Here is a 22816-nt window from a genome sequence, read left to right as displayed (position 1 = left end):
ACGGCGGCGGTCCGGGCGCCGGAACGGCGACCGGGAGGGGTGGGGAACAGCGGCGAAGGCGGCCGGCACGGTCACGGCGAGGGGCCGGTCAGGACGTCATGGCAGCGAGCCTGCCAATCCGGATGTGACCTGCGCAACAGGTTTTCCCGGCGGCCGCCCGACGGACCCGGCACCGAGAACCCCTGCGTACGCCGGTACAACGCGTCGGAAAATTCTTTCGCCGGACGGGAACAATCCCGCGGCGCCACCGGTTGGCCTTCACTGGAAACGATGGTCAACCAGGAGGGTATCCCTTCCCGTGAGCAAGATCCCCAGCATCACCCTCAACAACGGCTCGCAGATCCCGCAGCTCGGCTTCGGCGTGTGGCAGGTTCCCGACGCGGAGGCGACGGCGGCCGTCCGCAACGCCATCCAGGCGGGCTACCGCTCGATCGACACGGCGGCGATCTACGAGAACGAGGCCGGCACCGGCCAGGCGATCACCGAGGCGCTCGCGGGCGGCGTGGCCCGCGAGGACCTCTACATCACCACCAAGCTGTGGAACTCCGGCACCCGCGACTGGTCCGGCGAGCAGGGCCGCGACGCGGTACTGCGCGAGTTCGACGCCTCGCTGGCCAAGCTCGGCCTGGACTACGTGGACCTCTACCTGATCCACTGGCCGCGCCCGATGCACGGCAGCTTCCTGAACGTCTGGAAGGGCCTGGAGCAGCTGCTCGCCGGCGGCCGGGTGAAGTCCATCGGCGTCTCCAACTTCGGCGCCGAGCAGCTCACCCGCCTGCTCGACGAGGCCTCGGTGGCCCCGGTGCTGAACCAGGTCGAGCTGCACCCGTACTTCCCGCAGGGCGAACTGCGCGCCTTCCACGCCCAGCACGGCATCGCCACCGAGGCCTGGAGCCCGCTGGGCCAGGGCAAGGAGCTGCTGGCCGACCCGGTGCTGGTGAAGATCGCCGAGAAGCACGGCCGCACCGTCGCCCAGGTGGTGCTCCGCTGGCACCTGCAGAGCGGCATCATCGCGATCCCGAAGTCGGTCACCCCGGCCCGGATCAAGGAGAACCTGGACGTCACCGGCTTCGAGCTGGACGCGGCCGACCTGACCGCGATCGCCGGCATCGCCACCGGCGAGCGGATCGGCCCGGACCCGCAGAGCTTCGACTGGAACTGACGCCGCCTCGGCGCCGTCGACGCCGGACCGGTGTTCGACGGCACCGCCCCCGACCGAGCGTCAACACCGAAGGCCGCCCACCCCGTTCGGGGTGGGCGGCCTTCGGTGTGAAGGGCCCGCGACGTCGGCCGGAACCGTCCCGCCGCTCGGCGCGCAGCCCTACCGACCGGTCCGACCACGCTCCTTCGGCCCTCGACAGGAGGACCTCCGGCACGGTGGCGAATCGTTTTGGCTAGCGCGCGAGGAAGGGCGCCTAGAGCCTGGCCGCCTTGGCGATCAACGCCAGGGCGGGTGCGTGTTCCTCCTCTTCCAGCGCGGCCAGCAACAACCGCTGAACCTCCGCCACGCCCGCGGCCGAGCGGTGCAGCAGGTCCTGCCCCGCCGGCGAGAGCGACAGCAGGTTGCGCCGCCCGTCCGAGGGGTCGCGCCGACGCTGCACCAGACCGCGCCGGACGAGACGGCTGACCATCTCGGCCATCGTGGCCTTGTCCAGCGAGGCCAGCTCGCCGACCGTCCGCTGATCGGCGCCCGGCTCCAGTTCGAGCGCGTCCAGCACCGCGTACTGCGGCGCCGTCAGGTCCGAACCGACGTGCTCCGACCAGAGTTTGGTGTGAACCTGCTGGCTCACCCTGATCAGATAGCCGATCGCCCGCTGGGCGTCCAGCATCGGCCGCGCGTCCGTGAGGACGGCGACCGCAGCGGGCTCCAGCCTGGCTATCTTGGCCATCACGCGGACGATTTCCAGCTGCTCCTCGGCCGTGAGCGGCTCGAAGAGCGTGCGCTGCACGCGGACCACTCCGCCGGTGGCCTCGCGCACCGCCTGGGCGCCGCTCTGCGAGAGAGCGAGCAGCTTGCGCCGGCCGTCGGCCGGATCGCGCCTTCGCAGCACCAGTCCACGACGGACCAGCCGAGCGACCATCTCGGCCATCGTGGCCTTGTCCAGCGAGGCTCTCTCGCCGACCGTCCGCTGGTCAGCGCCCGGTTCCAGGGCGAGGACCAGCAGTACGGCGAACTGCGGGGCCGTGAGATCGGCTCCGACATGTTCGGACCACAGACGGGTGTGTACCTGCTGTGCAACGCGGATGAGGTGTCCGGGCGACTGCTGCAGTCGCGCGGACACGCGGGTCGTCGGGATCTCCCCCAGCACCATGTATCCGTCCCGATGTCACACCCGGTGTGTGTGGGACACCCGGGTGGGGCAGTAACGGCGAGTGGGCGTCCCGCTGTGAGGGAGGGCGCTCCAGCCGTGCAGCCGGTGGCTGCTGGCGGACACTATACAAACGGCGGGCCCTCGCTGGCAGGCGGGGGCGGATAGTAGACGCAGGTTCGGCAACATTGGCATATTTACTCGCCGCGTCGCCCCGACCGTAACCCGTTCGCAGGAGAAAGCCGACCGGTCGGTCCTTACCCTCGGTCACCTGCGGCTCTCCACCCTGGCCGGGCACCCTACTCGCGGGTAAGGTGTGGCCACCTCAGCGGTCCACCAAGAGAGACGAGAGCGAGCATGACCGAGCAGAGCACCGCCCCCAGGGTCGCCGTCGTCACCGGCGCCGCGCGCGGCCTGGGCGCCGCCACCGCGCTGCGCCTGGCCTCCGACGGGTACGCCGTCGCCGTCCTCGACCTGGACGAGGCGGCCTGCAAGGACACCGTCGACCGGATCACCGCGGCGGGCGGCCGCGCCCTCGCCGTCGGCGCCGACGTCTCGGACGCCGGGCAGGTACAGGCCGCGGTCGACCGCATCGCCGCCGAACTCGGCGCCCCGGTCGTCCTCGTGAACAACGCGGGCGTGCTGCGCGACAACCTGCTCTTCAAGATGTCCGAGTCCGACTGGGACACGGTGATGAACGTTCATCTGCGCGGCGCCTTCCTGATGACCCGGGCGGTGCAGAAGCACATGGTGGACGCCGGCTTCGGCCGGATCGTCAACCTGTCCTCGTCCTCCGCCCAGGGCAACCGCGGCCAGGCCAACTACTCGGCCGCCAAGGCGGGTCTGCAGGGCTTCACCAAGACCCTGGCCATCGAGCTGGGCAAGTTCGGCATCACCGCCAACGCCGTCGCCCCCGGCTTCATCGCCACCGACATGACGGCCGCCACCGCCGCCCGGGTCGGCATGGACTTCGAGGACTTCAAGCGCGCCGCCGCCGGCCAGATCCCGGTCCAGCGGGTCGGCGTCCCGGAGGACGTGGCGCACACCATCTCGTTCCTCGCCGGCGAGGGTGCGGGCTTCGTCTCCGGACAGGTGATCTACGTGGCCGGCGGCCCCCTCGACTGAGCACCGAACCTACGCAGGGTTACCACGGAGTGGGAAGCCGGCCGACCGGCCTCCCACTCCGTTCGCTTTGCACACCCTTTGGAATAACCATTCGAAGGCCACACCGATATTCGACGGAAGAATATCGGGAAAGCACCTCCAAGCAGCTATATTTCAGCCTTGTCCCCGATTTCCCCGGAAAATCTCCACTCCCCGGGGACTGTCGCCGGACAGGTGGGTACCGTCACCACCGTGCAAGCGCCGAGTGAACTGCCGGAGAACCTGACCTCCCGCCGCGAGCGCCCACGCCCCACCCCCGCGGCGTCCGGTCCGCCGACGGCCCGGCGGCAGGCCGGACCGCTGGCCCTCACCGCCCTCGGCTATCTGCTGGTGGTGGCCGGCGTGCTGCTCAACACCGCGCTGGTCGACCTCGACTGGTCGGTACGGCTGATGCGCCCGTACGAACGCTGGCCCAGCCTGGAGCCGCTGCTGGACATCTGGGTGGTGGCCGGGCAGCGCGGTCCGTCCGCCGTCGCGGCCTTCGCCTGGCTCGGCTGGCGCGCCCACCGGCTACGGCGGCTGCGCCCCCTGCTGGTGATGGCTGTGGCCCTGCTGCTGCTCAACGCCACCGTCGGCGCGGTGAAGATCGCCACCGGCCGCCTCGGCCCGCACTACGCCCAGTACGTCGGCTCGCCCGAGCTGTTCTCCGGCGGCACCATATTCCCGTCCGGGCACACCGCCAACGCCGTGGTCACCTGGGGCGTCCTGGCCTACCTGGCGGCCCGCTGGCGGCGCACCGGCGCGGTGCTCGCCGCCGCCACCGCCTGCTCGGTCGGGCTCACCACCCTCTACCTCGGCACCCACTGGGTCACCGACGTCCTGGCCGGCTGGGCCGCCGGCCTGCTGGTGCTGCTCTCGCTGCCCCTGCTCGAACCCCTGGTCGCCGCCGCCGAGCGGCGGCTCACCGGCTCCCGGAGGCCGGCCGGCCCTACCCCTCCCAGCTGCGCTCCACCACCCCGTCGCGCACCGCGAGGTTGAGCCGGCCCTCCCGGTGGTCCATGGTCATCATCGCCCCGGGCGGCAGCACCCGGACCGAGGCCCAGCCGTGCCGACGGGCCAGCTCCTCGGCCCGTTCCACCCGCAGCCCCGCATAGCCCTCCGCGTCCGCCATCGCCGCTCCCCTGCTCGCCCCGGACGTACGCTGGAATCGTAGACCGCCCACACCGGCCGCACCCGGATCCGGGAGGTGAACGGACATGCGCACCACCACCCCGCGCCGGTGGCGCAGCGGCACCGAGCCCGCCACCGCCCGCAGCGACCTCAAGCTGCGTTATCTGCTCTCACTCACCTTCACACCGCTGTTCGCCCTCGCCACCGCGGCCTTCGCGATCTGGGCGGCCAACTCCCCCGCGTACGGCGCCCCCAGCCGGGGCACCCTCACCGGTTTCGCGGTGGCCTGCGGGCTGCTCACCCTGTTCGCCGTCGTCGATCTCGTCGTCGTCATCCGGCGCCGCCGGACAGAGCTCTGACGCGGTATCTCCCACGGGGTGGGAAGTCGGCCCCGCCGACCTCCCACCCCGTGCCCGTACTCTCCGCCGCCGACCGGGCCGACCGCGGCGCTCAGCGGTTGCCGACCGCCTGCTTCACCAGCGTCCGGCCGAAGTCCCACATCAGGCCGCTGCCCCGGTGCGCGTCGTCCATGACATCGGTGAACGCGTCGATGAACCGGTCCACATCCCGCTCGGTGATGATCAGCGGCGGGATCAGCTTGATCACCTCCAGGTGGTCACCGGAGACCTGGGTGAGAATCCGGTGCCGCTGGAGCAGCGGTACGACCACCATCTGCGCGAACAAGCCCTTGCGGGCGGCCTGGAGAGCCGTCCAGCCGGTGCGCAGCTTGAGCGACTTCGGCCGGCCGAACTCGATACCGATCATCAGGCCCCGGCCCCGGACCTCGGCCAGCAGCTCGTACTTCCCGGTCAGCGCGGTCAGCCGCTCCCGGAACAGATCGCCGACCCGGCGGGCGTTCTCGACCACCTTCTCGTCCCGCATCACCTCCAGGGTCGCCAGGCCGGCCGCCATCGCCTGGGCGTTGGAGCCGAAGCTGGCCGAGTGGACCAGCACCCGGTCCATCGAGGAGTACACCTTCTCGAAGATCCAGCTCTTGCCGAGCGTCGCCCCGACCGGCACATACCCGCCGGAGAGCGCCTTGGCGACGCAGACCAGGTCCGGCAGTACCCCCTCCTCGTGCTGGTAGGCGAAGAACTCACCGGTCCGGCCGATCCCGGTCTGCACCTCGTCGCAGATCAGCAGCGCTTTGTGCTCGTGCAGCAGTTCCTGGGCCGCGCGCAGCCAGCCGGGAGGGGGGGCCTGCACGCCCTTGCCCTGGACCGGCTCGACGATCAGCGCCGCGACATCGCCTTTCCTCAACTCCTTGGCCAGGGTGACGAGATCGCCGAGCGGAACGGCGGTGTCCGGCAGCAGCGGGTCGAAGCCCTTGCGGAATCCGTTCTCACCGTTGACGGAGAGTGACCCGGCGGTCAGCCCGTGGAAGGCGTGGTCGGCGTAGAGCACCCGCTTGCGCCCGGTCGCGTACCGGGCGAACTTGAGCGCCGTCTCGACGGCCTCGGTGCCGCTGTTGCCGAAGAACACCCGGTCCAGCCCGGGCGCGAAGGAGAGCAGCCGCTCGGCCAGCAGCCCGGGCAGCGGCGAGCAGTCGAAGCGGACCAGGTCGGGCAGGTCGAGGTCCATCACCTGCTGGACGGCGGACCGCACCACCGGGTGGTGGCGGCCCAGCGCGAAGATGCCGAAGCCGGCCAGCATGTCGAGGTACTCGTGGCCCTCGGCGTCGTAGAAGTACGGGCCCTCGGCGCGCTCGTAGTACTTGTCGAAGCCGATGGTGCGCAGCATCCGGGGCAGCTGCGGATTGAGGTAGCGGCTGTGCAACTCGTAACGCTCGGCCCCGCGTTCGGCGAGCAGGGCGGCGAGGTCGAAGCGTGCTTCGGTGCTGTCGGGGTCAGCCGGCATGGTGCTGGTCCGCTCCTCGGGTCGGTAGCAGGTTCTTGGCGAAGACCGCGGTCTGGGCGGCGACCCCGGTCCCGGTCAGGCCGGTCTCCTCCAGGATGTCGCCGCGGGCGCCGTGTTCGAGGAACTGCTGCGGCAGGCCCAGCACCCGCAGTGGAACGTCCAGGTCGGCGTCGCGCAGCGTCTGCGCGATCGCGGCGCCGACGCCGCCGGTCCGGCCGTTGTCCTCGACGGTGACGACCAGCCGGTGCGCCGCGGCCAGGAGCGGCAGCGCCTCGTCGACCGGCTTGACCCAGCGCGGGTCGACCACGGTCGCGGTGAACCCCTCGGCGAGCAGCAGCCGCGCCGCGTCCAGGCAGGCGGCCGCGGTGGTGCCGACGGCGACCAGCAGGATCTCGGGCTCCGGCCCGGTCCGCAGCAGTACGTCCACGCCGCCGATCCGCTCGAGGGCCGGGACGACGGGCCCGATGGTCGCCTTGGGGAAGCGGACCACGGTCGGCGCGTCCACCACCTCCACCGCCTCCCGCAACTGGGCGCGGAGCTGATCGGCGTCGCGCGGGGCGGCCAGCCGCAGACCGGGGACGACCTGCAGGATCGACATGTCCCACATGCCGTTGTGCGAGGCCCCGTCCGGACCGGTCACCCCGGAGCGGTCGAGTACGAAGGTGACGCCCAGCCGGTGCAGGGCGACGTCCATCAGCACCTGGTCGAACGCCCGGTTGAGGAAGGTCGCGTACACCGCCACCACCGGGTGGAGCCCACCGGTGGCCAGGCCGGCCGCGCTGGTGACGGCGTGCTGCTCGGCGATGCCGACGTCGAAGATCCGCTCGGGGTACGCCTGGGCGAACTTGGCGAGCCCGACCGGCTGGAGCATCGCGGCGGTGATCGCGACCACGTCCGGCCGCTCCGCCCCGAGTGCGAGCATCTCCTCGCCGAACACGGACGTCCAGGAGACCCCGCCGCTGGGCGAGACGGGCAGGCAGGTGTACGGGTCGATCGGGTTGACGGCGTGGAAGCGGTCCGCCTCGTCCTGCTCGGCGGGCCGGTAGCCGCGGCCCTTGACGGTCAGGCAGTGCACGATGACCGGGCCGCCGAACCCGCGCGCCTGGCGCAGCGCCTGCTCGACGGCGCCGAGGTCGTGGCCGTCGATCGGCCCGAGGTACTTGAGCCCGAGGTCCTCGAACATGCCCTGCGGGGCGAAGGCGTCCTTGAACCCCTTCTTGGCGCCGTGCAGCGCGTCGAAGATCGGCTGGCCGACCAGCGGGGTGCGCTGCAGCGCCTCCTTGCCGAGGGCGAGGAAGCGTTCGTACCCCTGGGTGGTGCGCAGCGTGGCGAGGTGGTGGGCGAGGCCGCCGACGGTTCTGGCGTAGGAGCGCTCGTTGTCGTTGACGACGATCACCAGCGGCCGGTCCCGGGCCTCGGCGATGTTGTTGAGCGCCTCCCAGGCGAGGCCGCCGGTGAGGGCGCCGTCGCCGATCACGGCGACGGTCTGCCGGTCGTGCTGGCCGAGGAGCCGGGCGGCCTTGGCGAGGCCGTCGGCGTAGGAGAGGGCGGTGGAGGCGTGCGAGTTCTCGACCAGGTCGTGCTCGGACTCGGCGCGGGAGGGGTAGCCGGAGAGGCCGTCCTTCATCCGCAGCCGGGAGAAGTCCTGGCGGCCGGTGAGCAGCTTGTGGACGTAGCTCTGGTGGCCGGTGTCCCAGACGATCCGGTCGCGCGGGGAGTCGAAGACCCGGTGCAGCGCGATGGTCAGCTCCACCACACCGAGGTTCGGGCCGAGGTGGCCGCCGGTCCTGGTGACGGCGTCGATCAGGAACGCGCGGATCTCGTCGGCGAGCAGCGGGAGGTCGGCGGCCGGGATCTCCCGCAGGTCGGCCGGGGACTTGACGCTGGAGAGCAGTGACATGTGTTCACCTCACGACTCGGAGCGGTGCGGTGGTGCCCCCTGACGGGGCGGTCCGGCCCGGGCGGGTGGCCCGGGCCGGACCGTGAGGTCACAGACGGCCGGTCAGTGGCCGCGGTTGGCGCTGATGGTCTCGGTGATCGCGCGCAGCGACTCCTTGAGCGAGCCCATGGTGGCGAGGACGGCGGTCGGCTCGTAGCCGCAGTGCGCCATGCAGTTGGCGCAGCGCGGGTCCTTGCCGCGGCCGTACTTCTCCCAGTCGGTCTTCTCGACCAGCTCGCGGTAGGTGGGGACGTACCCGTCGGACATCAGGTAGCAGGGGCGCTGCCACCCGAACAGCGAGTAGTTGGGGATGCCCCAGGCGGTGCAGGAGAAGTCGACCTTGCCCTCCAGGAAGTCCAGGAACAGCGGGCTGTGGTTGAGCCGCCAGCGCCGCCGGTTGCCGCCGGCGAAGGTCTTGCGGAACAGCTCCCTGGTCTGTTCGACGCCGAGGAAGTGCTCCTGGTCGGGGGCCTTCTCATAGGCGAACGCCGGGGAGATCATCATCTCCTCGACCTTGAGCTCGTCATTGAGGTAGTCCAGCACCTCGATGATGGTCTGCGGGGTGTCGGTGTTGAAGAAGGTGCTGTTGGTGGTGACCCGGAAGCCCCGCCGCTGGGCCTCCTTGATCGCCTCCACCGCCTCGTCGAAGGTGCCCTCCTTGGCCACCGAGGCGTCGTGCCGCTCGCGCATGCCGTCGATGTGCACGGTGAAGGTGAAGTACGGCGAGGGCTTGAACTTGTCCAGCTTCTTGCGCAGCAGCAGCGCGTTGGTGCAGAGGAAGACGTACTTGCGGCGCTCGACCAGTTGCCGCACGATCTCGTCGATCTGCGGGTGCATCAGCGGCTCGCCGCCCGCGATCGAGACCATCGGGGCACCCGACTCCAGCACCGCGCCGACCGCCTGGGCGACCGGCATCCGCTGCTTCAGCACACCCGCCGGGTGCTGGATCTTGCCGCATCCCTCACAGGCCAGGTTGCAGGCGAACAGCGGTTCCAGTTCGACGATCAGCGGGAATTTGTCCCGCCGCTTGAGCTTCTGCTGCATGAGGTAGGTGCCGACCCGCACGGTTTGGCGCAACGGCATGGCCATGGCTAGCTCGCCTCCTGAGGGAGCGTCGAGGATGTGGGGTGGTGGAGGATTCCGGACGGCGGGCCCATAAGGCGCCCCCGCGGCGGCCGGTTCTGTTCGTGCCAGTCGACCAGGGCGGGCACGGTCGCGCGCAGGGCCCGCCAGGCGCGCAGTCCGGCCGGGAGAGTGCCCGGACGCAGCAGTTCGTGCTCGGGGGTGTCGACGACCACCCGCAGGACGGCCGCGGGCAGCGTCGGGCGGAGCTCCTGGAGGGCCGCGGTGACCGCGGCGGCCTCCATGTCGACCGCGAGCGCGCCCTGCAGGTGCAGGGCGCGCCGTTCGATGCCGCGCACCACATGGTCCGCGGTGTGGTGCACCCCGGTGTGGACCGTCAGACCGCGTGCCTTCAGGACCCGGGTGAGATCCGGGCCCGAGTCGACCGCGAAGAGGTTCCCTTCGGCATCGCGCACCCCGTTCGCAACGATGACGTCGCCGGGGCTTATTCCCGGCGCGACGGCGGCCCCGAAGCCGGCCACCACGACCGCGCCGTAGCCGCCGGGGGCGGCGCTGAGCAGCCTTCTGACGGCGAGTGAGGCCCGCCGCCGGCCCACCCCGGTGCGGACGAGGACCGGCGGACCGGCGGCCGCGCCGCGCCAGTCCCCGCCCCGCAGGGCCCACACCTCGGGGCCGAGCGCGCAGAGCACCAGCAGCGGGGCTCGGCTCACCGGGCCGCCCCGATCGTCGGGGTGCCGGTGTTCTCCCGGCCGGTGGCCGGGCTGCCGTGGAGGTACCGGCCGAGTGCGGTGACCGGGAAGACCAGCCGGTAGAGGTGGTAGTTGATGGAGAAGTCCCAGGGGAATCCGGTGCCGGTGAACTGCGGTTCGTCCCAGGTCCCCTCGGGCAGCTGGGTGCGGACCAGCCAGTCCACCCCGCGCTCGACCGCCGGGTTGGCCCGGCCGTCCGGGCCCTCGCCGGCCGCGAGCAGCGCCATCAGCGCCCAGGCGGTCTGCGAGGCGGTGGAGTCGCCGCGCCCGGCCCAACGGGCCGGGTCCTCGTAGGAGCGCATGTCCTCGCCCCAGCCGCCGTCGGTGTTCTGCCGGTCCTCCAGCCAGCGGACGGCGCGGCGGATCGCCGGGTGCTCGTCCGGGACGCCGGCCGCGACCAGGGCGGGCAGGACGGAACCGGTGCCGTAGATGTAGTTGGTGCCCCAGCGGCCGAACCAGGAGCCGTCGGCCTCCTGGTTGCGCAGCAGCCACTCCACACCCCGGCGGGTGCGCGGGTCCCGGCCCTTGCCGACCTCGGCGAGCATCTCCACCACATGGGCGGTGACATCGGCGGACGGCGGGTCGACCACCTCGCCGAAGTCGCAGAACGGCAGCTTGTTCGGCAGGGTGCTGGTGTTGTCGACGTCGAACGCGCCCCAGGCGCCGTTCTTGGACTGCATGCCGAGGTTCCAGTCGACGCCGCGGTCCACCGCTCCGGCCACCTTGGCGGGGCTCGGGTGGGCGACCCGGCGCAGTGCGAGCACCACCTCGGCGGTGTCGTCGATGTCGGGGTAGGTGTCGTTCTCGAACTCGAACGCCCAGCCGCCGGGCGCGAGCGAGGGCCGCTGCACGGACCAGTCGCCGCGCCGGGTGATCTCCTCCGCGAGCATCCAGTCCACCGCGGAGACCAGTGCGGGGTGGTCGGCCGGCACCCCGGCGTCGACCAGCGCGATGGTGGCCAGGCAGGTGTCCCAGACCGGGGACTGGCAGGCCTCCAGCCAGCGCCGGCCGTCCTCGGTGTGCACGGTGAACCGGTCGAAGGCCGACAGGCCGGCCTGCACCACCGGGTGTTCCAGCTCGTAGCCCTCCAGGTGCAGGGCGATCAGGGAGTAGACGGCGGGCGGCTGGATGCCGCCCCAGCAGCCGTCGGCCTCCTGCCGCTCGACGATCCACCGGCAGGCCTGGGAGATGGCGAGCCGGCGCAGCGGGCGCAGCGCCCGGCGGTGGTAGGCGTGCAGCACCTTGTCGAGGCGCTCGAAGACGCCGTCCCAGGTGGTGGCGGGGGCGAGCGGCCGGTCCGGGAAGGGGTGCTCCGGGTCGGTGTGCAGTTCGGTGAGCGGGAAGGGGGCCGGGCGGACCGGGCGGTGGGCCGAGACGATGGTCAGCGGCACGATGGTCTGCCGGGCCCAGCAGCCGAAGGCGTAGATGTTCAGCGGGAGCCACTTGGGCAGGAACATGATCTCGGGCGGCATCTCGGGCAGCCGTGCCCAGGGCCACCAGCCGAAGAGCGCGAGCCAGATCCGGGTGAACACCCGGGCGGCCGCGATGCCGCCGGCGGAGCGCACGTAGCGGGCGGCGGCGAGCATGTGCGGGGCGTTGGGGTCGTCGCCGGCGAGCTTGAGGGCGACGTACGCCTCGACGGTGGTGGAGAGTTCGGGCGGTCCGCCGTGGAAGGTGGACCAGGTGCCGTCCTCCCGTTGCTGGGAGCGGATCCACTCGGCGGTGGCCTTGGTCTGCTCAGCCGTTCGGATTCCGAGGAACTGCCGGAGCAGCAGGTCCTCGGCGTCCATGGTGACGTTGGTCTCCAGATCACCCTTCCACCAGCCCTCCGAGCTCTGTAGCGAGAGCAGGTGGGTGGTGGCGCGGGCCAGCGTCTCCTCGGCGGAGGCCGGCCCGGTGTGCTGTTCGTCGGGACGGTCGGCCGGCCGGAGCGGGTCGGTCCCTTCGGGCTGCCACCGCCCGGCGCTCAGGAGCGCCGGGGGGCGGTCGCCCACCGCGACCGGCTCGGAATCGTACTCAGGGTCGAGCCGGCCGTCCGCGGTTGCTGTCAACGTAACGTCACCTCTCTCGTACCACCACGAATTCGGCGAGTGCGACGAAGTGCTCGCGCACCGTGTCGGGCATGGGGACCTCGTCCAGGGCGGCGAGGGCGGTCGTGTGCTGGCGGCGGGCCTCCTCCTGGGTCCAGGCACGGCCGCCGGCCTCCTCGATCAGGCCGGCGCGGGCGGCGAGCTGGGGCTCGCTCTCCTCGCCGCGCCCGGTGGGGTCGGCCAGCTCCTCGGCGAGCCGGCGCGACGCGGCGCCGCCCTCGGCGAGCGCGGCGGCGACCGGCAGCGACTTCTTGCGCTGGCGCAGGTCGCCCCAGTGCGGCTTGCCGGTGACCTCGGTGGCGCCCCAGATGCCGAGCAGGTCGTCCACCGCCTGGAAGGCGAGCCCCAGGTGGTGGCCGTAGCGCTGGAGGGCGTCCGAGACCCGGTCGTCGGCGCCGGCCAGGACGGCGCCGATCGCCGAGGCGGCGGCGAGGAGCGCGGCGGTCTTGCCGCCCTCCATCTCCAGGCATTCGGCGACGGTGACGCTGTCCCGCTGTTCGAAGGCCACGTCCATCGCCTGGCCGTCGATGAGCCCGCGGGTCGCGGTGGTGAGCAGCCGGACGGCGCGGGCGGCGTCGGTGGGGCTCGCTCCACCGGTGACGGCGGCGTCGAGCAGCACCTCCGTACCGAGCGTCGCCAGGGCGTCACCGGCCAGGATCGCCTGGGCCGGACCGAAGACCGTCCAGGCGGTGGCCCGGTGGCGTCTGGTCTCGTCACCGTCCATCAGATCATCATGGAGCAGCGAGAAGTTGTGCACCAGTTCAACGGCGACCCCGCCGGGTACCCCCACCTCCGCCGGGGCGCCGGTCGCCTGCGCGGAGAGCAGGGCCAGAGCGGGGCGGACGGCCTTGCCGCCGTCCCCCGCGGACGGCGTGCCGTCCCGGTCGATCCAGCCGAAGTGGTAGGCCGCGACGGTGTCCATCGGTGCGGCCAGACGGGCGACGGCGGCCCGCAGCGGTGGGGTGCAGAGCGTACGGCTACGGGCGAGCAGCTCGGGCACCGAGACCGGTTCGGCGTGCGCCGTGCCTCCGACGGCAGTGCCGGTGCTTGACTCCACGTGCGTTCCCTCTCCCTGATGGTGCCGGGCCGCGAAGGGCGGCCGGGCGCTTGCGATGTCGATGAGGCCGGTGAGGCCGGCGGTGGGACCGCCGGATCTCGCGGGGTCGCCGGTGGCGGGGCCCGTGGTCACCTGGGCCACCTCCCGTCGCCGCGGTCCACCGGGATCCTGGTGCCGCCGCCGGCGAGCGCCGCGTCGGCCGCGGCGTGGCCGCTGCGCACCGCGCCCTCCATCGTCGCGGGCCAGCCGGTGGCCGTCCACGAACCGGCCAGCAGCAGCCCGGGGACCTTGGTCCGGGCGTGCGGGCGCAGCGCCGCGGTGCCCGGGGCCGGGTCGAAGGTCGCGGTGCGCTCACGGGTGACGAAGAAGTCCAGCACCTCGGCGCCGCCGGCGGCCGGGAGCAGGCGGGCCAGCTCCGGCAGGTAACGGCGGCGCAGCTCGGCGACCGGCAGATCGATCTCGTCCTGGACGGCGGACTGGGAGACCGCCAGGTACTGGGCTCCGGGGTGCGCCCGGCCCGACTCGGTGCCGGCCAGTCCGGAGTGCGCGGTGCGGTCGAACACCCACTGCACCGGCGAGCCGAGCGCCGCGAAGAACGGGCGGCGCAGCACCGTGCGGTCGTAGACCACGTGGACGTTGAGGATCGGCGCGGTGCCGAAGTCGGCCAGCTGCCGCTGCCCGTCGATGGCGTCGGGCGGCAGCAGGGCGGCAGCGGTGTCCTGGGCGCCGGCCAGGACGACGGTGTCGGCGGTGAGCAGCTCGCCGCTCTCCAGCCGGACGGCGTGCTGAGGCGTGGCCGGCTTGAGCTCCGCGGCACGGGCGCGCAGCAGCACCCGCACGCCGGCGCGCTCCAGCTCGGCGAGCGCCGCGTCGTGGTGGATCGCGCCCAGCGGGACGGCGGCCGTGCCGATGTCGGAGGCGCCCGGGTCGGAGAGCAGCCCGGTCTTGAACACCATCGCGGCCAGCGCCAGCGACACCTGGTCGGCCCGGGCGTTCAGCGTGGCGACGCCGACCAGGTCCCACAGGGCGGCGAGGGTGCGCTCGTTCTGCCCGTTGCGGCGCAGCCACGCGCCGAAGGAGAGCCCGTCCAGCGCCGGGTCGGCGAGGTCCAGGCCCTTCAGGGCGAGCGCGCCGCGGACCACCCGGGCCCGGTCGGCCGGGCCCAGGTGCGGGTACCGGGCGAGGCTGCCGGCCAGGTGCAGCGGAACGGGCAGCCCGGCCCGCCGCAGTCGGCCCAGGGTTCGCACCGGGGCGCCGTCGGGCCCGGAGACGCCCAGGACGGGGACGTCGAGCCGGTCCTGGAGGTGGACCAGCCGGCTCGCCCCGAGCCGGTCGATCAGGCCCCGGTAGGCGGTGCAGCAGCGCAGGTAGACGTGCTGGCCGTTGTCGACGGTCAGCTCGCCGCGCTGGAACGAGAAGGCCAGCCCGCCCAGCCGGGGGCGGCCCTCGACCAGGGTGACCCGGTGGTCCGCCTCGGCCAGCCGCAGTGCGGCGGTGATCCCTGCCAGGCCGCCGCCGACCACGACGGCGGCCGGGCGCGCGGCATCGGCTCGCCCGGTCATCGGCCCTCCCCCTCGCATTCGCTGGACCGCCCGGTGGCGGTCGTTGTGGCCAGCACAGTCGTGGTCAACACGGCTCTACCCATAAGTGATTCCCCGCTGACACAGCGTGACAGAACTGTGGCGAGAATCAAGAACGCCCCCCGGCGAGCCCGGAAAGCGCCACATACGCCTTCTCCCAGCCCGGCAGCGAGACCCGGCCGCGCAGGACCGACTCCGGGTCGGCGGCGATCCGGCCGAGCAGCCGGTGGTAGATCCCGGCCATCGCGGCGGTACAGGCCCGGCTGCGGCGGTCGAGCATCGGCAGCAGCCGCAGACCCTCCTCGAACGCGGCCTGGGCGCGGGCGGCCTCGAAGGCCACCAGGCCGGTGAAGTCGGCGCCGATCGGCGGCCTGGGCAGCGCGAAGCCCTGCTCGCAGCCGAACCTGGCCAGGTCCTCGGCGGGCAGGTAGACGCGGCCGTTCAGGGCGTCCTCGCGCAGGTCGCGCAGGATGTTGGTGAGCTGCAGCGCCAGGCCGAGGGTGTCCGCGTAGCGGGCACCGCGCTCCGGGTCGTCGCAGCCGTACACGCCGAGCGAGAGCCGGCCGATCGCGCCCGCGACGCAGCGGCAGTAGACCTTCAGCTCCTCGTAGGTCTGGTACTCGGCGCCCTTGAGGTCCATCTCGACGCCGTCGATCAGTTCGTCGAAGCCGCCGAGCGGGATCGGGAAGCGCCGGGCGGCGTCCGCCAGGGCGACCTTGATCGGATCGGTGTCGTCCTCGGCGACCGCCCCGGCGCGGATCTCGCCCAGCAGCCCGCGGGTGCGCAGCAGGGCCTCGGCCTTGCGGTCGGCGGGCAGGTCCCCGTCGCCGATGTCGTCGACCCGGCGGGCCAGGGCGTACAGGGCCGACATGGCCAGCCGCTTGGGCTCCGGCAGCAGACGGATGCCGTAGCTGAAATTGCGCGCCTGTAGCCCGGTGACTGCCTCGCAGTACCGGTATGCCGCCATGACCTGCGCCGACGCCAGTGGTGATGCCGCCACTCGGGCGTTCACCTTCCCTTCGCGAAGATGGCCGCCGCCTTCGCTGCGAGGCGGCGCTTGTCAGGCTTCGCCTGCTGGGCGAGTACGTCGTACCCGGCGGCCTCGATGGCCGCCAGGGCCGCGTAGCCGCCTGCGGTGAATCCCGCCAGGAGCAGTCGAAGCCTCCCCCGAACCGTACCTACCAATGGCGCGCCGTGGTCGAGCAGGGTGCGTGCCCGGTCCGCCTCGAAGGCGATCAGCTCGCGCACCGCGCCGTTCGCGGCGGGGGCGGCGAGCTCCTCCTCGGTGACGCCGAACCGGGTCAGGTCCTCCTCCGGGAGGTAGATCCGGCCCTGGGCGAGGTCCTCGGCGACGTCCTGGAGGTGCTCCACGATCTGGAGGGCGCTGCAGATCTCGTCGGAGAGCCGGATCCGCTCGGGGGTGGAGACGCCCGCGATGGCCAGCACCAGGCGGCCCACCGGGTCGGCGGAGAGCGTGCAGTAGCCGATCAGGTCCTGGTAGGTGGCGTAGCGGGCGGTGGTCTGGTCCACCCGGTTGGCCTCGATCAGGCGGCGGAACGGCTCCGGGGTCAGGCCGTGCCGGTCGACCAGCGGGACGAGGGCGCGCAGCAGGGGGTGGCGGGGGGCCTCGGCGGTCCCGGGGTGCAGGGCGGCCTCGAAGACCCGGTCGAGGTCCCGCTCCAGCCCGTCGAGCAGGGCGAGCCGGAAGGCGGTCTCGGCCGGGCCGGGCTGGGCCGAAGGGGCGGCGGGGGGCTGTTCGGCCACCCCGAGCAGCCGGGCCGCGCCGGCCGGGTCGGCCAGGTCGCCGTCGCCGGCGTCGTCCACCAGGCGGGCGAAGCCGTAGACGGCCATCAGGTCGTCGCGCCAGGCGGCGGGCAGGAAGAACGGGGCGACCGGGAAGTTCTCCGCGGCCGCCTTGTCCAGCGTCACCCCCGTCGAACGGTCCGCTGGTTCACTACTGGGCTGGGCCGAAGCCGACACTGCTGTCACTCCCCCGTTCTACACCGCTCTGGATCACCGGTCCGACTCGGACACGCGTCCGAGTATGGCGTCACGTCCAGCACACAACCCCCGCGTCTACAGCCTGACACCACCCGCCGCGCGGGAGAAGGGCGCCCCGCCCGGCGCAGGGGCGCTCACCCGGCCGGCCGAGGGCCGCCCGGGGGCGTACCGGAGGCGCGCAGACGGCGGGAGGGCCGGTGCCGGGGGTGGTTCCCGGTACCGGCCCTCCCGTACGGGGCCCGGTGGGCGTTACGGGCGCTCGCCGCGCTCGTAGCGGCCCACGACCTCCTCGGTCGGCCCGTCCATGATCAGCTCGCCGTGCTCGATCCAGATCGTCCGCTCGCAGACCTCGCGGATCGAGCTGTTGTCGTGGCTGACCAGGAAGACCGTACCGGCGGCCTTGCGCAGTTCGGTGATGCGGTTCTTGCTGCGCTGTTGGAACGCCTGGTCGCCGGTGGCCAGCGCCTCGTCGATCAGCAGCACGTCGTGGGTCTTCGCCGCCGCGATGGAGAACCGCAGACGGGCGCCCATGCCGGAGGAGTAGGTGCGCATCGGCAGGGAGATGAAGTCGCCCTTCTCGTTGATGCCCGAGAAGTCGACGATGTCGTCGTAGCGCGCCCGCACCTCGGCCGGCGACATCCCCATCGCCAGGCAGCCGAGCACGACGTTGCGCTCGCCGGTGAGCTCGTTCATCAGGGCCGCGTTGACGCCCAGCAGGGAGGGCTGGCCGTTGGTGTAGATGCCGCCCTTCTCGGTCGGCAGCAGACCGGCGATGGCCGCCAGCATGGTCGACTTGCCGGAGCCGTTGGAGCCGATCAGACCGATCGCCTCGCCCTTGTACGCGGTGAAGCTGATCCCGCGCACCGCGTGCACCTCGCGCACGCCGGAGGCGCGCTTGCGGCTGATGATCCGGCTGATCGCGGAGGTGGCGCTGCCCTTGCCGGAGCCCGCGCCGTGCACCCGGTAGACGATGTGCACGTCGTCGACGACCACGGTGGGCTCGCGGGCCACGTCCGCGTCGTTGATCGAGAGGTTCTTGCTCAGGTCGGTGTCAGCCACGGCCGTACTCCTCCTCGGCCTTCCAGAAGAAGACATATCCGATCAGCAGCATTCCGAGCCCCCAGCCGATGCCGTACTTCCACAGGTGGGCCGGCAGTTCCTGGGCGTTGGCGCCGTAGACGTGCTTGTTGTAGATCTCCGGTGCCAGGGCGTGCCGGATGAGGTCCATGTAGACCGAGGCCGGGTTGATCTGCATCAGCGTCTGCCAGAACGGCGGCCAGCTGTCGATCTTGTCCTGGATGCTGTACATCACGCCGGACAGGTACATCCACGCCCGCATCGCGAACGGGATCAGCTGCGAGATGTCACTCGTCTTGGCCCCGATCCGGGACATGATCAGCGCGACACCGGTGTTGAACATCGACTGCAGGAGCAGCGCCGGCAGGACCAGCACCCAGGTGACACTGGGCTTGACGCCGGTGACCAGCACGACCACGACCAGCACGACCATCGAGATCAGCAGCTGCTGCAGCTGGATCACGGTGAAGGCGATCGGCAGCGAGGCGCGCGGGAAGTGCAGCGCGCGGATCAGGCCCAGGTTGTCCGAGATCGCCCGGGTGCCCGACTGCACCGCGCTCTGGGTGAACTGGAAGACGAACACGCCGATGCAGAGCCACGCGACGTACTTCGGGAATCCGTCCTTGTTGTTCAGGATCACACCGAAGACCAGGTAGAACACCGCGCAGTTCAGCAGCGGCGTCACGACCTGCCAGAGCTGGCCGAGCTTGGCGTCGGTGTACTGGGCCACCAGGCGGGCGGTGGCGAAGGCCCAGATGAAGTGGCGCCGGGCCCAGAGCTGCTTGGTGTAGGCGACCAGACCGGGCCGTCTGCCGCTCACCGCCAAGCCGTACTTGTCCGCAAGCTGCTTGGGGGTCAGGCCCGCGTCCGCCCCCCTCGGGGCTGAGAGGCTGACGGGTTCACTCACTGTCGACACATTCGTCCTTCGCGCGGGATCGGGTCGGGGCGGCCGGTCGGCGGGGGTCCGCCGGCCGTGCGCCGAGGGGGATCCACTGGGATCACGGGGGGAATCCGGCCGGTGTGTGGTCACCGGCCGCAGCGATCGGCCGACCGTACGGCAGTACGACCGCCCGATCGACCGGCGGTACGGTCATCGGACGGATCAGATGACCGGTGGCCGGCCCAGCCTGGTCAGTCGCCAAACGGTACGCCATCGCATGGGCCGCCGCGCACCGCACGGTTCGCGCCAGCCCGCCCGGAACCCGCCCCACCAGGCCTTCAGCGCCTCCGGGGAGGGGCGTCGGGCCAGGGTGAGCAGAAACCAGGTTCCCAGGTAGAGAGGCACCAACAGGGCCGGAAGGTTCCGCCTCGCGAGCCAAACCCGGTTGCGGGCCACATTGTGGAAGTACGAGGCGTGCCGGGCGGGCGACGTGGTCGGGTGGTGCAGCACCACGTCGGCCCGGTAGTCGACGGCCCAGCCGGCGTCCAGCGCGCGCCACGCGAGGTCGGTCTCCTCGTGCGCGTAGAAGAACTCGGCGGGCAGCTGGCCGGCCTGCTCGAACACCGTGCAGCGCACGGCGGCGGCGCCGCCCAGGAAGGTGGTCACCCGGGACGAGCGCAGCGGGTCTCCGACGCGCAGCCGGGGCACGTGCCGGCGCTGGGTGACACCGGTGTCGGGGTCGGCGATCCGGAAGCTGACGATGCCCAGCTCCGGATCGGCGGTGAAGGCCTCGCGCAGCAACCGGGCCGAGTCGGTGCCCGGCAGCCGGCCGTCGTCGTCCAGGAAGAGGACCGCGTCCACGTCCCGGCCGTCGCGGCCGAACAGCTCGATGCCGACGTTGCGGCCGCCCGGGATGCCGAGGTTCTCCGGCAGTTCGACGGCGCGCACGCCCGCCGGGAGCGGCGGCATCGGGGCGCCGTTGACGACCACGGCCAGCTCGACCTCCGGGCCCTCCTGGGCGCGGACCGACTCGATCAGGGCGTTCAGTTCGGCGGGGCGGTTGCCCATGGTAATGATCACCGCGCCGAGCCGGAAGGTGTCCGCGGCCGGGCCGCTCACCGCGGTCACCGCAGCCTGCTGGAGAGGACGATGCTCAGCAGGTGCAGCACGGTCTGCAGCATGGCGATGGCGGCCAGCACGACCACCGCGAGCCTGGTGAAGAACAGCCCGCCGTGGACGGCGTCGGCGACACCCGCCGCGAGGATGAACAGCGAGGCCTCGACGGCGCCCACCAGCCGGTGGAACTTGAGGAAGGAGGCCGCCCGGCGGGCCTTGGCCACCCCGGACGAGCGCGGCACCGAGGCGCTGTCCTCGACCGCCGTCAGACCGCTGCGGGCGCGGGCCACGTCCACCAGGTCGGTCTCGGACTTGATCAGGATGGCGCCGAGCGCGGCGAGCGTGCCGAGGAAGGCCCACTCCCAGTGCGCCGCGCCGCCCGCCCGGTGGAAGAGGTCGCAGCCGCGCAGGCCGAGACCGGTGAGCAGGGCGGCCTCGGACATGTAGTGGCCGACCCGGTCCAGGTAGACGCCGGTGAGCGAGGTCTGCCGGCGCCAGCGGGCCACCTCGCCGTCCACGCAGTCCAGCAGCAGGTAGACCTGGATGAGCAGGGCGCCGAGGATCGCGCCGGTGATACCCGGGACGATCAGCGCGGCACCGGCCAGGACGCCGGTGAACATCATCAGGTAGGTCAGGCCGTTGGGCGTGATCGCCGTCTTGGTGGAGAGCACACGGGTGATCCGCAGTGAGATCTTCCGCATGTACAGGCGGCCGGCCCAGTGCTCGGCGCTGCGGCGCTGGAGCATGCCCTCCGGGTGGATCACCGCGCGCAGTTCCTCGATCGAGGGGCGGCGGGTCAGGTCCACCGGGGGCCGGTCGGGGCCGCCGGCGGAGGGTCCGGTCGGGCGGTCAGCTGTTGACGGCTTGGACATAGTCGGCGTACGCGTCCCTGATTGCGGATGGGGAGAGGTCGAGGTGCTCAAGAATGGTGAAGCGGCCCGGACGGGTGTTCGGAGCGTAGTGCACCGCCTCGGTGAACTCCGCCTCGGTGAAGCCGATCTGAGCGGCGGTCACCGGCAGTCCGTGGTACGCCAGGCGCTCCACGATCAGACCGGTCAGCTCGTGCTCGCCCCGCAGGAAGCTGGCGAAGGCGGCCCCGAGGCCGACCTGTTCGCCGTGCTGGGCGGACCGCTTGGGATACAGCACGTCCAGGGCATGCGAGATCTCGTGGCAGGCGCCCGACGAGGGCCGGGTGCTGCCCGCGATGTTCATCGCGATGCCGGACAGTACCAGGGCTTCCGCGAGGGCCGTAAGGAGGTCCCGGTCCTGGAGGTTTCCGGGATGGCGCAGCAGGTTCTCACCGGCCGAGCGGGCCATCGCGACGGCCAGTCCGTCCACCGGTTCGCCGGTCACGGCCTGGGACAGCTCCCAGTCCGCGCAGGCCGAGATGTTGGAGATGACGTCGCCGATCCCGGCCGCCACGAAGCGCGGCGGGGCCTGCCGGATCACGTCGAGGTCGACCACGATCCCGATCGGGCTGGGCACCCCGTACGAACCCCGGCCGGCGTCGTTGTCGAGCGTGGAGACGGGCGAGCAGATGCCGTCGTGGGCGAGGTTGGTGGCGACCGCGACCAGCGGCAGGCCGACCCGGGCGGCGGCGTACTTGGCGGCGTCGATGATCTTGCCACCGCCGAGTCCGACGATCGCGTCGTAGTGCCCGCCGCGGATCTCGTCCGCCAGCCGCACCGCGCTGTCCAGGCTGCCGTCGTCGACGTTGTACCAGTCGGCGCCCGGCAGGGCCGGCTCCAGCCGCGTCCGCAGCACCGCCCCCGAGCCGTTGCTGATCGCCACCGCGATCCGGCCCGAGGCGGAGAGCCGCTGGTCGGCGAGGATGCCGCCGAGTGTGTCCAGCGCGCCCGGACGGATCTCGACGAAGACCGGCGACGGGACCAGCCTCGTCAGTACTGGCACGCGATCTCCCGCGCCTTCGCCAGGTCGTCGTGGTTGTCGACCTCGACCCAGGACACCTCACCGATCGGCTGCACGTCGATCCGCAGACCGCGGTTCACCATCTCCTGGTAGCCGTCCTCGTAGTACAGCTGCGGGTCGCGCTCGTAGGTGGCGCGCAGCGCGTCGGTGAGGTCGGCGGCGGCGGACGGGTTGATCACGGTGAGGCCGATGTACTCGCCGCTGGCCTCGACCGGGTCCATCAGCTTGGTGATGCGGCGCATGCCGGCGGCCGGGTCGACGACGACCTTCATCTCCTCGTCGGCGAGCTTCTTCACCGTGTCGAGGGCGAGCAGGATGCCCGGCGCGGCGCCCGCCTCGGTGAGGCGCTGGTTGCCCTCCAGCATGGTCCGCTGGACGGAGGCCGGGTGGACGGTGTCACCGTTGGCCAGCAGCAGGCCCTCGGCGAAGAGGTCGCGGGCGCACCAGAGGGAGTAGGCGTTGTTCCACTCCTCGGCCTTGTCGTTCTCGACCAGGGTGAGCCGGACGCCGTACTTCTCCTCCAGCGCCGTCTTGCGGTCGTAGACCGCCTCCTTGCGGTAGCCGACGACGATCGCCGCCTCCCGGAGGCCGACCTCGGCGAAGTTGCGGAGAGTGAGGTCCAGGACGGTCCGCTCCCCGGCGACCGGCACCAGCGCCTTGGGCAGCGTGTCGGTGTACGGGCGCAGCCGGCGGCCGGCGCCGGCTGCCAGAACGAGGCCGATCATGCGGGGTCTCCTGATCCGTCGTGCAGTGCGCTGCTGCGCCTGCTGCCGGGCGGCCTGCTGGGCCGGCCGGGTGGGCGGGCGCGCCGGTGCCGCCGCAGATGCGGGCACCGTGTCGTATGTGATGGTAGGCGACCGGGGCGACCGGCCCGA

The 22816-nt window shown here is 72.1% G+C and carries 21 protein-coding genes; 4 read left to right on the top strand and 17 right to left on the bottom strand.

Going from position 1 to position 22816, the window contains the following annotated elements; genetic code table 11:
* The first annotated feature begins 298 nt into the window (after positions 1-298).
* Entirely contained in the window at positions 299-1162 is an 864-nt protein-coding gene (locus tag ACIQIB_RS04395) for an aldo/keto reductase (RefSeq protein ID WP_363611748.1), read from the top strand.
* Between the two features lie 253 nt (positions 1163-1415).
* Here ACIQIB_RS04395 and ACIQIB_RS04390 read toward each other — a convergent pair whose 3' ends face one another.
* Positions 1416-2282: a MarR family transcriptional regulator gene (locus ACIQIB_RS04390; RefSeq protein WP_363611746.1), complete on the bottom strand. Its 867-nt coding sequence runs from the start codon at positions 2280-2282 to the stop codon at positions 1416-1418.
* Positions 2283-2666: 384 nt separating this feature from the next.
* Between ACIQIB_RS04390 and fabG the strand changes: the two genes are divergently transcribed.
* A complete protein-coding gene (gene fabG, locus ACIQIB_RS04385; protein ID WP_400649239.1) occupies positions 2667-3434 on the top strand; it encodes a 3-oxoacyl-ACP reductase FabG in 768 nt (255 codons plus the stop codon).
* Positions 3435-3665: 231 nt separating this feature from the next.
* On the top strand, positions 3666-4451 hold the full coding sequence (locus tag ACIQIB_RS04380; RefSeq protein WP_363611742.1) for a phosphatase PAP2 family protein: 786 nt from the start codon (positions 3666-3668) through the stop codon (positions 4449-4451).
* On the opposite strand, the gene ACIQIB_RS04375 is transcribed toward ACIQIB_RS04380, so the two are convergent.
* Positions 4402-4584, bottom strand: coding sequence for an I78 family peptidase inhibitor (locus tag ACIQIB_RS04375; protein ID WP_363611740.1), 183 nt, complete (start codon positions 4582-4584; stop codon positions 4402-4404). The genes ACIQIB_RS04380 and ACIQIB_RS04375 overlap by 50 nt on opposite strands.
* An 85-nt stretch (positions 4585-4669) precedes the next feature.
* Here ACIQIB_RS04375 and ACIQIB_RS04370 point away from each other — a divergent pair, with 85 nt between their 5' ends.
* Complete coding sequence (locus ACIQIB_RS04370) at positions 4670-4942, top strand: DUF6343 family protein (protein ID WP_363611738.1); 273 nt, start codon at positions 4670-4672, stop codon at positions 4940-4942.
* Positions 4943-5033: 91 nt separating this feature from the next.
* Here ACIQIB_RS04370 and ACIQIB_RS04365 read toward each other — a convergent pair whose 3' ends face one another.
* The 15 genes from ACIQIB_RS04365 to ACIQIB_RS04295 form a co-directional block, all read right to left on the bottom strand.
* Positions 5034-6440, bottom strand: a complete 1407-nt coding sequence (locus ACIQIB_RS04365; protein WP_400756559.1) for an aspartate aminotransferase family protein — start codon at positions 6438-6440, stop codon at positions 5034-5036.
* The gene (gene dxs, locus ACIQIB_RS04360) at positions 6430-8340 is read right to left on the bottom strand and encodes a 1-deoxy-D-xylulose-5-phosphate synthase (protein WP_363611734.1); all 1911 of its coding nucleotides are present in this window, start codon (positions 8338-8340) and stop codon (positions 6430-6432) included. The genes ACIQIB_RS04365 and dxs overlap by 11 nt, the downstream gene beginning before the upstream one ends.
* A 102-nt stretch (positions 8341-8442) precedes the next feature.
* A complete protein-coding gene (gene hpnH, locus ACIQIB_RS04355) occupies positions 8443-9468 on the bottom strand; it encodes an adenosyl-hopene transferase HpnH (protein ID WP_363611732.1) in 1026 nt (341 codons plus the stop codon).
* A 2-nt stretch (positions 9469-9470) separates the two neighbouring features.
* On the bottom strand, positions 9471-10172 hold the full coding sequence (locus ACIQIB_RS04350) for a 1-hydroxy-2-methyl-2-butenyl 4-diphosphate reductase (protein WP_400756557.1): 702 nt from the start codon (positions 10170-10172) through the stop codon (positions 9471-9473).
* Positions 10169-12262 (bottom strand): squalene--hopene cyclase, encoded by a 2094-nt coding sequence (shc, locus tag ACIQIB_RS04345; protein ID WP_363611728.1) that lies wholly within the window; start codon positions 12260-12262, stop codon positions 10169-10171. Before shc ends, ACIQIB_RS04350 begins: the two co-directional genes overlap by 4 nt.
* Positions 12263-12269: 7 nt before the next feature.
* Positions 12270-13358, bottom strand: coding sequence for a polyprenyl synthetase family protein (locus tag ACIQIB_RS04340; RefSeq protein WP_400756556.1), 1089 nt, complete (start codon positions 13356-13358; stop codon positions 12270-12272).
* Positions 13359-13486: 128 nt separating this feature from the next.
* A complete protein-coding gene (gene hpnE, locus ACIQIB_RS04335) occupies positions 13487-14920 on the bottom strand; it encodes a hydroxysqualene dehydroxylase HpnE (protein ID WP_363611726.1) in 1434 nt (477 codons plus the stop codon).
* Positions 14921-15047: 127 nt separating this feature from the next.
* On the bottom strand, positions 15048-15905 hold the full coding sequence (hpnD, locus tag ACIQIB_RS04330) for a presqualene diphosphate synthase HpnD (RefSeq protein ID WP_363611789.1): 858 nt from the start codon (positions 15903-15905) through the stop codon (positions 15048-15050).
* A 41-nt stretch (positions 15906-15946) separates the two neighbouring features.
* The gene (gene hpnC, locus ACIQIB_RS04325; protein WP_363611724.1) at positions 15947-16867 is read right to left on the bottom strand and encodes a squalene synthase HpnC; all 921 of its coding nucleotides are present in this window, start codon (positions 16865-16867) and stop codon (positions 15947-15949) included.
* 321 nt (positions 16868-17188) lie between these two features.
* A complete protein-coding gene (locus tag ACIQIB_RS04320; protein ID WP_363611722.1) occupies positions 17189-17998 on the bottom strand; it encodes an ABC transporter ATP-binding protein in 810 nt (269 codons plus the stop codon).
* Complete coding sequence (locus tag ACIQIB_RS04315; protein WP_363611720.1) at positions 17991-18932, bottom strand: ABC transporter permease; 942 nt, start codon at positions 18930-18932, stop codon at positions 17991-17993. The genes ACIQIB_RS04320 and ACIQIB_RS04315 overlap by 8 nt, the downstream gene beginning before the upstream one ends.
* A 186-nt stretch (positions 18933-19118) precedes the next feature.
* Complete coding sequence (locus ACIQIB_RS04310) at positions 19119-19964, bottom strand: glycosyltransferase (RefSeq protein ID WP_363611787.1); 846 nt, start codon at positions 19962-19964, stop codon at positions 19119-19121.
* A gap of 56 nt (positions 19965-20020) precedes the next feature.
* A complete protein-coding gene (locus tag ACIQIB_RS04305) occupies positions 20021-20758 on the bottom strand; it encodes a CDP-alcohol phosphatidyltransferase family protein (RefSeq protein ID WP_400650278.1) in 738 nt (245 codons plus the stop codon).
* Between the two features lie 103 nt (positions 20759-20861).
* On the bottom strand, positions 20862-21923 hold the full coding sequence (locus tag ACIQIB_RS04300) for an iron-containing alcohol dehydrogenase family protein (protein WP_363611718.1): 1062 nt from the start codon (positions 21921-21923) through the stop codon (positions 20862-20864).
* Positions 21911-22666, bottom strand: a complete 756-nt coding sequence (locus tag ACIQIB_RS04295; RefSeq protein ID WP_363611716.1) for a phosphocholine cytidylyltransferase family protein — start codon at positions 22664-22666, stop codon at positions 21911-21913. The genes ACIQIB_RS04300 and ACIQIB_RS04295 overlap by 13 nt, the downstream gene beginning before the upstream one ends.
* Positions 22667-22816: the final 150 nt, after the last annotated feature.

Source organism: Kitasatospora sp. NPDC092286 (assembly GCF_044755565.1).
Classification (GTDB): domain Bacteria; phylum Actinomycetota; class Actinomycetes; order Streptomycetales; family Streptomycetaceae; genus Kitasatospora.
This window is presented reverse-complemented; position numbering and strand designations above follow the sequence as displayed.

Excerpts from the sequence above, each read along its gene's own strand:
- ACIQIB_RS04295 (WP_363611716.1), bottom strand. The coding sequence starts at position 22,666 with ATGATCGGCCTCGTTCTGGCAGCCGGCGCCGGCCGCCGGCTGCGCCCG.
- dxs (WP_363611734.1), bottom strand. The coding sequence starts at position 8,340 with ATGTCACTGCTCTCCAGCGTCAAGTCCCCGGCCGACCTGCGGGAGATC.
- fabG (WP_400649239.1), top strand. The coding sequence starts at position 2,667 with ATGACCGAGCAGAGCACCGCCCCCAGGGTCGCCGTCGTCACCGGCGCC.
- ACIQIB_RS04305 (WP_400650278.1), bottom strand. The coding sequence starts at position 20,758 with ATGCTCCAGCGCCGCAGCGCCGAGCACTGGGCCGGCCGCCTGTACATG.
- ACIQIB_RS04375 (WP_363611740.1), bottom strand. The coding sequence starts at position 4,584 with ATGGCGGACGCGGAGGGCTATGCGGGGCTGCGGGTGGAACGGGCCGAG.
- hpnD (WP_363611789.1), bottom strand. The coding sequence starts at position 15,905 with ATGGCGGCATACCGGTACTGCGAGGCAGTCACCGGGCTACAGGCGCGC.
- ACIQIB_RS04365 (WP_400756559.1), bottom strand. The coding sequence starts at position 6,440 with ATGCCGGCTGACCCCGACAGCACCGAAGCACGCTTCGACCTCGCCGCC.
- hpnH (WP_363611732.1), bottom strand. The coding sequence starts at position 9,468 with ATGGCCATGCCGTTGCGCCAAACCGTGCGGGTCGGCACCTACCTCATG.
- ACIQIB_RS04370 (WP_363611738.1), top strand. The coding sequence starts at position 4,670 with ATGCGCACCACCACCCCGCGCCGGTGGCGCAGCGGCACCGAGCCCGCC.
- ACIQIB_RS04310 (WP_363611787.1), bottom strand. The coding sequence starts at position 19,964 with ATGGGCAACCGCCCCGCCGAACTGAACGCCCTGATCGAGTCGGTCCGC.
- hpnE (WP_363611726.1), bottom strand. The coding sequence starts at position 14,920 with ATGACCGGGCGAGCCGATGCCGCGCGCCCGGCCGCCGTCGTGGTCGGC.